We start from the raw sequence: 12,299 nt of genomic DNA, 5'->3' as shown, positions 1-12,299 counted from the left end.
TCATTTCAAGAATCATTGGAAACTAGAGTATCACCAATATTAGGTCATCATTATGCACAATAAACCTCTTCGTATCGCCTTATTTACAGGATTATACGCTCCGTTTTTAACAGGAGTTTCTGTTGCTGTACATCAACGAGTTCACTGGCTTTTAAAACAAGGGCATGAAGTTTTTCTAATTCACCCAGAAATTAATGATAAATACCCTAAACAAGTTGGTAATCGTCCCATGTCGGGAATAGAGGAACTAGAATCTTTTATCAATTTTTCTTCTTACTCATTTCCCACAGAACCACTGATATTTTATAAATCCTTACCTCAACCATTAAGCTATCGTCATTGGAGTGATACAAAATTACTTAATCACTTCCAACCTGATATTATTGTTGTGGAAGAAGCCCCACAAATGAGAGGTTTATATTCTGGTTTCTTACAAGGTTATGGACGTTCTGTGGGAGTGAAATATGCCAAAAAAACAAACACACCTATTATTTCCATTTTTCACACAGATATCATTGCCTATATCCAATATTACTTCGGTAATATGTTCTTTAATTTGGTGCGTCCTCTCCTACCAATTCTAGTTAAACAATTTAGTGAAACTTACGATTTGAGTTTATTTTCATCCCGTGAGCAATTAACTAAATACCAAAAACTAAAAGCTCAACGGAGTGAATATCTCCCCTATCAAGGAATTGATTGCGAGAAATTTCACCCCCGCAATATTTCTTATGATCCAATTCCTGATGATAAACGCCCAACTATTTTATTTGTAGGACGTATTACCGCAGAAAAAAATGTTAATCAACTTTTAGACATTTATCCGCTCATTGCTGACAAAATTCCTAATGTGCATTTAGTAATTGTTGGTAGTGGTCCCTTGGATGCAGAAATTCGCCGTCGGGCTGAAAAATTCCCCAATGGTGTCACAATTTGGGGTGAATCTCATGGTAAAGAACTTTTAGGTTGGTTTGCAAAAGCAGATATATTTGTCAACCCTTCTGTCACCGAAAATTTCTGTACCACAACCAACGAAGCCTTAGCTTCTGGAACTCCCGTAGTGGCTGTTGTTGCCCCTTCAACCGCTGAACAGGTAATTTCTGGAGTGAATGGTTTTCTAGCTGCACCTAATAGCCCTCAAGACTTTGCTCAAAAAGTCATCACAATTTTGGAAAATCCTGACCTCAAAAATCAATTGACTGCACAAGCTCGTCCTTCAATTCTTGAATTTGATTGGTCAGCTTGTACACAAAAGTTTGAAAACAAGCTCTACGAATTAGTTAACATCGGGGAAAAGAGAGATGTTATTTAATTATTAGTAAATTGGTCAAGCAGATTCTAAAAACTCCCAAAGTAGCTACTGATATCAAAATACCTCTGATCATGAGTGACAACTTCAGGAAATGGGTAAATTATCAAGCTATCTTTGACTAAAATAGGAGAAATTCAAAAAGCTTACAGCTTTAAAAGCTCTATTCCCCTATTTACTGGGAGTATCCACTGTTGAAAAAGGCGATCTACAAAAAGTGGATGCTCCCTACCTAATCCAAGAATAATCTTAATATTTACCAAAAAGCTTGGGCTGTAGAACCTTGTAAAATATCAGGATTATTTGAACTTTTTTGTCGTATTTGATGGGAACTAATTAAAGCGATCACCAGAGAATTCACATTTTTAACAATACTGGATAAAGTAATTTTCCTATTATCTATTAATGCCTCTAAAAAATCTAGCGATTTTGTCACCTCAGCAATTACCGCAAGTTTTTCTTGATCTTTATCTACTAAAACCAGATTGTAACTATGACTAGCAAAAACATAAGCTAATTGGTAGCCAATTCCATGTGCTGATCCTGTAATCAGCGCAGTTTTTTGTCGATATTTATGATGGTTTTCCATTTAATACAATGGTTAATTTAGATTTAATAAAGCAAAAATGTTCTTAGATGAACAGTATTGAAAATGACCTTTATCCCATTGCAATTAACAATATTACTCTCAAATAAAAAAATCTGTATTTCTGGATTCACTCTTTTTTCCTAACTTTGATAGCTACCGAAATTTTAGTTTCTATAAATGTGGTAGTGTCTATTGTCGCTCCTTCAACCCTTAAACAAGTATTTTCAGAAGTGCGGAATTCTTCTGATAACGTCAGGTTAGTCATACCCCTTTTGTAATATCTACCTTTTGATAGATGTTATTTAATTATTAGTAATAGAAATTTAAATTAGGTAATCGTTAATACCACATGAAGCATGAAATAAATTATTTAAAAAAACGCCAACTTGGCTACTGTGATAAAAAGACCCCTGCTAGAGTATTTAAGTAGTTGACCTGTGGGCTTTTAGGTTCTTAGTTTGAGATGCTGACAAAGCCAGCTTGTGATCAGTCTAAAGATTGCCTACTCCAACTGATCACAAGATTGCTATTGTTCTCAATCGTTCCTAAAACTCTTTATACCTCAGAAGTTTTACTTCTGGGGTTTTTGTTTTTATAGGAACACTTGGTAAGCGAAAAACTCAGTGGCTAATTTTCAACCCAAACATACTAATTATAAACTAGAATTTAAACCCACACGGAAAGTAAAACCAGGGCTATAAATCCGATTAACTCGTTCATATTGTTCACCCAGAATATTTTCTAGGTAAAAAGTTAGTCCCAAATTTTTACTGACAGGAATCCGGCCACTAAAATCTAAATTAAAGAAAGACGGTGCAAAATCTGTACTTCTTTCTCCCGGTAGATTTCTACTAAAAACAGACCGACGAGAACCACTATTATAAGTAGCATATAAATTGCCTTGCCATCCATTGTTTTGATAACCAATTCCAGTTTGCAGCAAAGAGTAGGGAATTAACCCTAACTGTAATCCTGTTTCAGTGCCAGTTTTGATTTGAGCATCTGTATAAGTGTAGTTGAGAAAAGTTGACCACTCACGGGCAATTTTTAATTGCAATGCAGCTTCTAAACCATTGGTATCAACTAAACCAATATTTGTCCATGTTGAGGTCTTGGAGTCAACAGCTAAACGATTATCTAAACTACTACCAAAATAAGTAAATTGTCCTAACAGTTTTTCCGAGAATTTGACATCTACTCCCGCAGTCCAAGTAGAACCAATTTCTGGTTTTAAATCTGGGTTAGGATTCCAATTATGAACCGTATCAAAAACATATAATTGATCCAACCCAGGATTGCGTTGCGCCCCTGCCCAACTTCCACGCAATGCAATAGCTGGATTAACAGCATAACTTAAACCAAAACTAGGATGAAAATAATTCCCAAATTGGCTATCAAAGTTTTGTCTTACTCCTAAATCAGTTTGGAAAGCATCGCTAATTTTCCAAGTATTCACAGCAAATAAGGCCGTATTTAAAACACTTCTATCTTCTTTTTCGTTTTTAGAAATTAGGTCAGGATTTGTACTAATAACATCACCAATTAAATCAGTATTTTTTAAATCCAACCCCCATCGTAATTGATTATTTGGAGTAATTTTCCATTCATGATCTATCCGAGTTTTGAATTGTTGAGTATCTAAAATTCCGGTTCTGTAAAATGTTGCCCCAGTTGGTCCATAAGTGCTAAAATAGTCTCGGTTATAACCCAATGTAGTTGTTAAATTAGAATTTTCTTCCTTACCAAGTCGAGTTTTCCAAGATAAGCCAAGATTTAAACCATCATGATCTAATCGGTCTTTTTGTAGTTGTAAGCCAGAATATCGAGAACCGAAATAAATTAACCCCCGACGACTACTAAGTGTAGTTACATCTAAATTCAAAGAGTTTTTAGGATCTAAATCTATTCCGACACTACCAAAATAAGTGCTTGTAGCTGTATCAGCATTAAATAAATATCCCTGGGTATCACGATTTGCTGCACCAACAGGAACAAGATAACGGTTATCTATAAAAAATCTTTCAAAGCTAAAGTTGTATTTAACTTTATTCGTTGAACCCCCATAAGTTACCTGTTGATTATTTAAATTTAATGAGCCAAATTCTGCACTACCAGTTAATTTAGGTTTACCATAACCTTCTTTAGTAATGATATTGACAACTCCGCCAAAGGCTGAAGAACCATATAAAGAAGAAGCCGTACCGCTATATAATTCAACTCTTTCAATAGCCTCTACAGGAATACTATTTAAATCTGTTCCACCATGATATGTATTGATATTACTATTAATTGGTCTGCCATTAATCAGAAATACAGACTGATTAATTGAAGCTCCTCGATAGTATGTACCTGTGTGAATATCTGCACCATGTCCAACATCATTGATAGCAAAACCGGGCATTTTTTTTAAAACATCAGCAACGCTAGTTGCACCCTGTTTTTGAATTTCTGCTTTTTCAATTACATAAGTAGGAGTAGATTCGGGAAGAATATCTTTTTCGCCAATGGTTTCTATAGATATATCCGGATCATTTGTAGGATTTAAATCTGGTTCTGACGTAGGTTCTTGTTTAACTTCATTTACTGCTGGTTGTTGAGTTAATAATTCAGCATTTGTGGTGGGTAATTCGATTTCATTTAAACTAGGAATATCTGAATTTACTGCATTTTTATTATTTTGATTATCAGCAGCCACGACAGGAACAACTACCAGTAAACTTAGTAAAGAAACTGGCAGAAAAAAACAACTCTTATTCATATTTCTGAACTCACACCCGGTAACAACAATTACTGATTATGATTTTCTCGTATTAATAGCAACAATGTCAAAAGACAAGCTGTCATATTTGTTTGCAGACAAAAAACAAAGCATGAAGCTGATTATTTTCTGCCTCATGCTTTATTTATTTAAACTCCCCAGGCCGGATTCGAACCAGCGACCAATCGATTAACAGTCGATCGCTCTACCACTGAGCTACTGAGGAACGCTCTTAACTTTAGCTATAATAAACCGAAATCCAAATTAATGCAAGTGGTTTTGGCAAAATTTTTTAAATTTTTTTTGGTTGCTGCTGAAACCTCTCACTTTTAATACCCCAAACCCTTTCCAGCAGCGACATTCAGAGATTTATCAATTATAAAATCTATAATCCCATGCGTAATTCCGTTAGTCTTTGTCTGGCTTTAGCATCAATTCCATTCATCAGAAATCTACTTTTAGGTTGTTTCTGTGACTGATACCTATGGCGCATCCGACAAACAGTAGTTTCCACTTCACCGCATAGCTGATGCGCTGACAACCATTCCGCACCATACCCTTGAACTGTTAACTGCTGCGCCCGATCTGATGTAGCGACAATCATGCGAGAAAGTAAAGATTGGGCTATTTGGTGACGGAGAGACGCACAGGTTTTTTCGATATATGTGTCTGCGGTCTGGCCAAAATCCGTATAATGTACTGTTAAAAAATCTGTAATAGTTTCTCTGTTGCTAGGAGTGTTTTGATATTGAGCATCAAACACCACCTGAGTGTCATAACCTTGGAAAGCACTATAATTAGTCATTGCTTCCACCAACTCACCCCGTGCAGCCTCGAGTCCGGCATAATCACGGGTTTTTATCAAGCAAGGCCAAGCGCCTATAATATTGTAACCGTCTACTAAGAGAACGGCCGGGACTATGGAACGAGACATGGTTTTTAATCACAATTATCTAGAGTTAACAAAAATCATTCATAAGACTCATATTAAATGAAGCATTGCTTGTAACCCCATGTTACAAAAAATAAAAAATGCTTCTTTCAATCAAAAATAGACCCTAAGATAGAAGCCATAATTCCGGAAATACCCCTAAAAATCAGGCTTGCTGAAGTTGTTTTCTCTAAAAAAATATTTTTTCCCAATCAATACCTTAGTCAAATTACGAGGGTGAGATGATAATGCTTTAACCATGAACTCCCGTTCCTCGCTCTTGCTTGGCAAAAACAATCACCCCTAAAAATTCCTTAAAGGTTTCCGACAAGGATTTTTTAAATGTATTGACGGTAGGATAAGGGTTTTAGATTCTAAACTACCTTTTCATCGAAACGCTTATATATGATTATTTTTGCCGTTTTTGCCAAAAATTATCAAGGCTCTTATTTTGGCAATAGTATTGCCCAATCTGCAAAATTTTATATTTCGCTATAGTAAAAAACCAGATACCTATACAGCATCCTGTATTCTGGCATCTGGTCAAAAATTTCTCAAAATTAGGGCTTTTACTTCTTCTTTTTTCTTCTTCCTTCTTTTTTCTTCTTTCTTCTTTCTTCTTCTTTCTTCTTCTTTTTTCTGACTCCTGACTCCTGACTCCTGACTCCTGACTCCTGACTCCTGACTCCTGACTCCTGACTCCTGACTCCTGACTCCTGACTCGGTGACTCCTGACTCCTGACTCCTGACTCCTGACTCCTGACTCCTGACTCCTGACTCCTGACTCCTGACTCCTGACTCCTACTCAACCTAATGATGTACTTGAATTAATCGCTGTTTGAGCCGTTCTGCTGCACCAGAATCAACTAAACAGCCTTTTTCCAATAAAAAAGCACCATCACAGTAATTTAACTCTTCTAACCGATGAGTTACCCACAAAGCCGTAATCCCGCGACTTTTAACTAAATTACGCACACTAGCGACTAAATCGAGTTGACTATCTGGATCTAGTAAAGCAGTGGGTTCATCTAATAATAAAACATCACAGTGACGAGCGATCGCTCCAGCAATAGCCACCCGTTGTTTTTGTCCCCCAGAAAGGGCGTAAATAGGTCGTCGCTGTAGAGACAATAAATTTACTGCCCCCAAAGCTTCCTCAACCCTAGCCTTCACCATAGCAGGTTGTAACTTTTCCGCCACCAAGCCAAAAGCCACATCTGCACCAACCGTTGGCATGACCAATTGATGATCAGGATTTTGGAACACAAAACCAACAGGAGGTGAAACCATAACTTCCCCAGATTGAGGAGCTAGTAAACCCGCTATTAATCTCAGAAGCGTAGATTTACCACTGCCATTGGTCCCCAAAAGCATCCAAAACTCACCTTTAGGTACTTGAAGAGAGCAAGATTTGATCACTTGCTCCCCATTAGGCCAAAAGAAGTTTAAATTATTAACTTCAATGCCCACTGCTGTCATGTTTACACCTTGGGTTACTCAGCACTAAAAGCAGCAAAGCCAGGCGCTCTACCACTGCTAGTAGCTGCACTATCTTTTTGGATAATCTGGACTCCCGAAATTTCACTAGCACGAACAGCAATTTTTTTCTCTGTTTTGCCTTCGCACTTGAGTTCCACAAGATCAGGATTGCCAGAGCGCATGGCCGCCAAAATTAGCTGATAAACAGCTTCGGCATCTTCAGTAGACTTGCGTTGTACTGATATAGGGAAAGCAGTATTTCTGATGCTTAAGTCAATGGTAAACATTTAGAATTAATGAATTTTCACTTTAAAACCCATTCTAGCGTCATTAGTCAGTTGTCAGTTGTCGGTTGTCAGTTGCTAAGAAATTTTTCCCTACCTTCCTACCCTTCCAATCCTCAAATAAAATTTTCTTTCTAGCGCACTAGCAAAATTAGAGATTTTCACCTATTATGATAGAGAGCGTAAAAAATTGTAAACTAGATTGACAATCTGGTTAATTTTGTGTAGGCGGCTCATATTCGCCATCTATAAACGCATAAAATCCGTAATTATAAAACATTTTGGAGATTTGCTCTCATGACCATCGCAGTTGGACGCGCCCCTAGTAGAGGGTGGTTTGACGTATTAGACGACTGGCTAAAGCGCGATCGCTTCGTATTCGTAGGTTGGTCAGGAATATTATTATTCCCCTGTGCCTTCCTCGCATTAGGCGGTTGGCTGACCGGTACAACATTCGTCACTTCCTGGTACACCCACGGACTAGCATCTTCTTACTTAGAAGGAGCTAACTTTCTAACAGTAGCAGTATCCACACCAGCCAACAGCATGGGGCATTCCCTGTTGTTCCTGTGGGGTCCTGAAGCTCAAGGTGACTTCACCCGTTGGATTCAACTCGGTGGTTTGTGGCCTTTCGTAGCCCTACATGGCGCATTCGGTTTGATTGGCTTCATGTTACGCCAATTTGAAGTCGCCCGTCTCGTCGGTCTGCGTCCTTATAACGCTCTTGCTTTCTCCGGTCCTATCGCCGTATTCGTCAGCGTGTTCCTGATGTATCCTTTGGGACAATCTAGCTGGTTCTTTGCACCTAGCTTTGGAGTAGCCGCAATTTTCCGTTTCCTCCTATTCCTACAAGGTTTCCACAACTGGACACTCAACCCCTTCCACATGATGGGTGTAGCGGGAATCTTAGGTGGAGCTTTACTTTGTGCCATTCATGGTGCGACAGTAGAAAACACCCTATTTGAAGATGGTGAAGGATCAAATACCTTCCGCGCCTTCAACCCCACCCAAGCTGAAGAAACCTACTCCATGGTGACAGCAAACCGTTTCTGGTCACAGATTTTCGGAGTTGCTTTCTCCAACAAACGTTGGTTACACTTCTTCATGTTGTTTGTCCCTGTGACAGGCTTGTGGATGAGTTCCATTGGTATCGTTGGTTTAGCATTAAACCTGCGGGCTTATGACTTCGTTTCCCAAGAATTACGGGCAGCAGAAGACCCAGAGTTTGAAACTTTCTATACCAAAAACATTTTACTAAACGAGGGTATCCGCGCTTGGATGGCTCCTCAAGATCAACCCCACGAACAGTTCGTATTCCCTGAAGAAGTATTACCACGCGGTAACGCTCTCTAGAACTTATCATCTTTGAATTAGCCTCTACCTATTGGTAGGGGTTTTTTTATGGCAGAAATTTAAATTCAGGTATTGCAAATTTTTGTGATTGTGTTATGGTAGTCTCAGGTTAAAAACCCAAAGCATTTTGCTTTGCCCCTTTTGAAACTAAGACCATTTAGGCAACAAGGAGGTGATGCCCATGATAGAAAGTAGTATACCCATGGGTCATCAAGTTGCAGTTAGCCGGCTGTGTGCCGGGGCTGTTCTCTAAAAGTTAGCTTTAGTTCTCTTGAGATACTAAGTTAGCTCAACTAACTAGGCTTAACATCGGAGTTCCTTCCGGCAGTCTGGTTGCAACTTGAAGACCCGCTAGACCGCCCTGACTTAGATTATCTGATCTAAATCAGGGCGGATAGTTTTTAAGGGTGGTTTTTGGTTGAAACCAGTACACAACCGAGTCAGTGAATTAACTATTTAAAAAGCCGAAAAAGCTTGTTTGATCTAATTTTTTGATTTTGTTTTATGGTACTAAGTAGTAATTTTTAACCAGTAGCATAAGGCAATATTTAGATATTTGCTGACAACAATTTGCAACGTAATACTGTAAATTATTGTTGTGGAACATTTGTTAGCGATCGCCTATCATTTATATTTGTCAGGTTTTTGGAGTGAAAACAAAACACCCATTGCGAACAAATGATAATTAATGTGGAAAGGTTTTGATTGAAAGTATATTTCAAAACCTATCTAAATTCTTCAATGCCGAAGCTTATTCGCTAATCTTCAGTGTAAGAAAAGTTCGATATGAGTTTAAAGAAGTCAAATCTACTTGGTGTAACTGATAATATACTACTAGAAAAATTGACATCTACTTAATCAAAAAATCTTATGTTGATTATTAGAAAAAACTATAATATAATGGCAGGATATGGTCAGAAAGTTTTTGCATAAGTTAATTGCATGGAAGTTTAACGATTAATTAATCAATTGTTAGCCTTGTGAAAGCTATGATTGTGGAATTGGTGTCAGCCATACCTATTGCACAGGTTTCAACAAGACTTCGCGTTTGTAAACAGTTAGCTATAGCGAACTCATGTTATCCATATAAGGTGTGAGGAGAAAAGGAAAAATGTCTAATATTTTGTGGAAATCCCTGGTGGTTAGCCCAGCAATTTTGGGAGCAGCGTTGTTAGTATCTTCAACAGCGATAGCCGCACCAAGTACCACCAAGGGAGCATCATCAATTGAAACTTCCTCTACAGCAGAAGTTTCCCAACAGCCAGCAGTATTGGCGACAGAAACCAAAGAAGCTCAAGTTTTAGCTCAGGTCAACCGCTACAGCAACGAGAACAATACTTCCATAAATCAGGTAACATCAGTTTCCCAGTTCTCTGATGTGCAACCTACAGATTGGGCATTCCAAGCTTTGCAGTCCTTGGTTGAACGCTACGGCTGTATTGCGGGTTATCCCAATGGCACATTTCGTGGTAATCGGGCTTTAAGCCGTTACGAATTTGCGGCTGGTTTGAATGCTTGTTTAGATCGTGTGAATGAATTGATTGCCACAGCAACGGCTGATATGGTGACAAAACAGGATCTAGCAACATTACAGCGTTTGCAAGAAGAGTTTTCTGCGGAATTGGCAACTTTACGTGGCCGGGTAGATGCTTTAGAAGGACGGACTGCTGAATTAGAAGCCAATCAATTCTCCACTACCACTAAATTAAAAGGTGAAGCTATTTTTGCTGTCACTGATGCTTTTGGCAGCGAGACAGGCAAAGCTAACCGGGCAGTATTCCAAGATAGAGTCCGTTTAGGCTTGGAAACCAGCTTTACGGGTAGAGATATATTAACAACCCGTTTGGCTGCTGGTAATGCCACAGGCTTTAGTCTCCGAGATAAAACTGGTAATCCTATTAATGCTGGTGGAGTTGGTAAGCAAACCTTTGAAGTCGGTAGCACTAGTCCTGCTAACAGCGTTGAAATTGACAAATTAACTTATGAAGCTCCTTTAGGACCTGCAAGAGTTTATCTTTCAGCTAGTGGTGGGCAACATAGTGATTATGCGGCTGTTAACAATCCTTACTTTTTTGATAAAACAGATGGTGGTAAAGGGGCTTTAAGTACCTTTGCTTCTGAAAACCCCATCTACCGGATTGGTGGTGGTTCTGGTATTGCCTTGAATGTCCCGTTTGGTAAACCTGGTAGTAGTTTCTTGAAACCAAGTTCAATCACATTAGGTTACTTGGCTTCAAATAACTCGGTCTCAAATGCTGCTAGTCCTGCCCCAAGTAATGGCTTGTTCGACGGTAACTATGCGGCTTTAGGTCAGTTGAACTTTAATGTTGGTAATCGCGTTGCTTTGGCTGCAACCTATGTGCATGGTTATCAAAAAGCAGGTAGCACCTTATTTGATTCAGGATTTGATGGTGGTGCTTTGGTAGGTACAGCACAAGCGAATTCTTTAGGTGCGGACAGAACAATTCTCAATGCTCCATCAACTAGTGCCTCTTCCAGCAACTCCTACGGTATTTCCGCAGCTATCAAGCCTAGCGATAAACTCTCTTTGAGTGGTTTCGTTTCCTACCATGATGTTACAGGCTTTGGAGCTAATGATGATAAGGAAGCTTGGAGCTATGGTGCAGGTTTAGCTTTACCTGATTTTGGTAAGAAAGGTAACGTCTTGGGTATCTTCGGTGGCGCTCAACCTTACTCACTAGGTGCGACTGGTAGAGAGACTCCATACCAAGTTGAAGGCTTTTATAAGTATCGCGTTTCTGAAAATGTATCCGTAACTCCTGGAGTTATTTGGATGACATCTCCTGGACAAAATAATACCAGTAATGATGCCTTTGTTGGTACACTCAGAACAACTTTTAGCTTCTAAATAGTTAAAAGTTTGTTGATAAGTTTCAACGTGATTTGACCCTGCCTCATGGCGGGGTTTTTTTGTGGAGAGAAAAACCCCAGTTAAGAACCGGAGTATACTGGAAAAGAGCTTAAGAGACTTCCAAATAAAAAAATGTCCCAAAACTGATGCAGAAATTCTCTCTCTGTGTACTCTGTGCCTCTGTGGTTCGTTTCTTAGGATAATTTATTTCTTGGAAGTCTCTAACTGTGAGGTTTTGCTCATTTTCATCCTTCAATTTTGATCTTGGACTACTGCTTGTGGAATTATCATGTAAATCTGAATACGCAATTTTGGCGTTATTAGAGATGGCTACTCATTACGAAAACGGTGAACCGATGCAAATTCGGCAAATCGCTCTGCAACAAAAGATACCTGATCGCTATTTGGAACAACTGTTAGCAACTTTGCGGCGGGGGGGTATAGTTAAAAGTCAACGGGGTTCAAAAGGCGGCTATTTATTGGCGCGAGAACCTCGGAAAATTAGTATCTTTGAGATTTTAGAATGTTTGGAAGGTTTAGATGTGCAGACTGGTGAACAAAATACTAACCTCACAAGTTTAGATAATTCTGTGGTGTCAGAAATTTGGCAAGAAGCACGTCAGGCAGCAAATTCAGTATTACAAAATTATTCGCTTCAGGATCTTTGTGAAAAACGGGATTCCCGGAAGCAGTTGGATATCATGTACTACATTTGAAGGCATAA

10 protein-coding genes and 1 tRNA gene are annotated in these 12,299 nt (G+C 38.8%); 4 read left to right on the top strand and 7 right to left on the bottom strand.

The window, feature by feature from the left end; all coding sequences use genetic code 11:
• The first annotated feature begins 52 nt into the window (after positions 1-52).
• On the top strand, positions 53-1,312 hold the full coding sequence (locus ANA_RS16065) for a glycosyltransferase (protein ID WP_015081089.1): 1,260 nt from the start codon (positions 53-55) through the stop codon (positions 1,310-1,312).
• Positions 1,313-1,565: 253 nt separating this feature from the next.
• On the opposite strand, the gene ANA_RS26085 is transcribed toward ANA_RS16065, so the two are convergent.
• The 7 genes from ANA_RS26085 to ANA_RS16030 form a co-directional block, all read right to left on the bottom strand.
• Positions 1,566-1,898 carry an SDR family NAD(P)-dependent oxidoreductase gene (locus tag ANA_RS26085; protein WP_015081088.1) on the bottom strand — a complete coding sequence of 111 codons (333 nt, stop codon included), beginning with the start codon at positions 1,896-1,898 and terminating at the stop codon, positions 1,566-1,568.
• 652 nt (positions 1,899-2,550) lie between these two features.
• Positions 2,551-4,656 carry a TonB-dependent receptor plug domain-containing protein gene (locus ANA_RS16055; protein ID WP_015081087.1) on the bottom strand — a complete coding sequence of 702 codons (2,106 nt, stop codon included), beginning with the start codon at positions 4,654-4,656 and terminating at the stop codon, positions 2,551-2,553.
• Positions 4,657-4,810: 154 nt separating this feature from the next.
• Positions 4,811-4,882: transfer RNA gene (locus ANA_RS16050), tRNA-Asn, on the bottom strand.
• Positions 4,883-5,041: 159 nt separating this feature from the next.
• A complete protein-coding gene (locus ANA_RS16045) occupies positions 5,042-5,590 on the bottom strand; it encodes an NYN domain-containing protein (protein WP_015081086.1) in 549 nt (182 codons plus the stop codon).
• A 566-nt stretch (positions 5,591-6,156) separates the two neighbouring features.
• Positions 6,157-6,396 carry a hypothetical protein gene (locus ANA_RS16040; protein ID WP_041458107.1) on the bottom strand — a complete coding sequence of 80 codons (240 nt, stop codon included), beginning with the start codon at positions 6,394-6,396 and terminating at the stop codon, positions 6,157-6,159.
• Position 6,397: 1 nt separating this feature from the next.
• Positions 6,398-7,066, bottom strand: a complete 669-nt coding sequence (locus ANA_RS16035) for an ABC transporter ATP-binding protein (protein ID WP_015081085.1) — start codon at positions 7,064-7,066, stop codon at positions 6,398-6,400.
• Positions 7,067-7,080: 14 nt separating this feature from the next.
• Positions 7,081-7,353: a hypothetical protein gene (locus tag ANA_RS16030; protein ID WP_015081084.1), complete on the bottom strand. Its 273-nt coding sequence runs from the start codon at positions 7,351-7,353 to the stop codon at positions 7,081-7,083.
• A gap of 294 nt (positions 7,354-7,647) precedes the next feature.
• Here ANA_RS16030 and psbD point away from each other — a divergent pair, with 294 nt between their 5' ends.
• From psbD to ANA_RS16015, 3 genes are all read left to right on the top strand, one after another.
• On the top strand, positions 7,648-8,703 hold the full coding sequence (gene psbD / locus ANA_RS16025) for a photosystem II D2 protein (photosystem q(a) protein) (protein ID WP_015080309.1): 1,056 nt from the start codon (positions 7,648-7,650) through the stop codon (positions 8,701-8,703).
• Positions 8,704-9,814: 1,111 nt separating this feature from the next.
• The gene (locus ANA_RS16020; protein ID WP_015081083.1) at positions 9,815-11,572 is read left to right on the top strand and encodes an iron uptake porin; all 1,758 of its coding nucleotides are present in this window, start codon (positions 9,815-9,817) and stop codon (positions 11,570-11,572) included.
• Positions 11,573-11,853: 281 nt separating this feature from the next.
• On the top strand, positions 11,854-12,291 hold the full coding sequence (locus ANA_RS16015) for an RrF2 family transcriptional regulator (protein WP_015081082.1): 438 nt from the start codon (positions 11,854-11,856) through the stop codon (positions 12,289-12,291).
• The last annotated feature ends 8 nt before the right edge of the window (positions 12,292-12,299 follow it).

It is taken from the genome of Anabaena sp. 90, assembly GCF_000312705.1.
GTDB lineage: Bacteria > Cyanobacteriota > Cyanobacteriia > Cyanobacteriales > Nostocaceae > Dolichospermum > Dolichospermum lemmermannii.
Note: the sequence above shows the minus strand (reverse complement) of the source record. Positions and strands in the feature narration are given on the sequence as shown.